Consider the following 345-nt stretch of genomic DNA (forward strand, 5'->3'; position numbering starts at 1 on the left):
TTATATAAAAGTTTAAGCAGTTCAGGCGCTTACACTGAGCACTCATCATTATGCCCCGCACAACAGTTCTCCATTAGGAACTGCGCTAGTTCAGATAGAGTATGAAAATTCGCACTATAAATAATAGAACGCGCTTCCCGCTGAGCAGTGACTAACCCAGCATGTTCTAATTCTTTAAAGTGAAAAGAAATGTTCGATGGAGATACACCAAGCATTTCCGCTATAGCGCCGGCAGATAATCCTTGAGGCCCTGCAATGACCAGTTGCCGAATGACCTGTAAACGCGTTTGCTGTGAAAGCGCAGAGAAAGCTGCAAGCGCTTGATCTTCTTTCATCAAATACTCC

At 44.1% G+C, this 345-nt stretch carries 1 protein-coding gene; it reads right to left on the reverse strand.

What is annotated here, in order from left to right; all coding sequences use genetic code 11:
• Window positions 1-29 precede the first annotated feature (29 nt).
• On the reverse strand, window positions 30-335 hold the full coding sequence (locus HBA93_RS19630; RefSeq protein WP_221724406.1) for an ArsR/SmtB family transcription factor: 306 nt from the start codon (window positions 333-335) through the stop codon (window positions 30-32).
• Window positions 336-345: the final 10 nt, after the last annotated feature.

This window comes from Ochrobactrum sp. SFR4, from assembly GCF_019730395.1.
Lineage (GTDB): Bacteria > Pseudomonadota > Alphaproteobacteria > Rhizobiales > Rhizobiaceae > Pseudochrobactrum.

Bases quoted from the DNA above. Each gene is read 5' to 3' on its own strand.
- HBA93_RS19630 (WP_221724406.1), bottom strand. From the start codon at position 335: ATGAAAGAAGATCAAGCGCTTGCAGCTTTCTCTGCGCTTTCACAGCAA.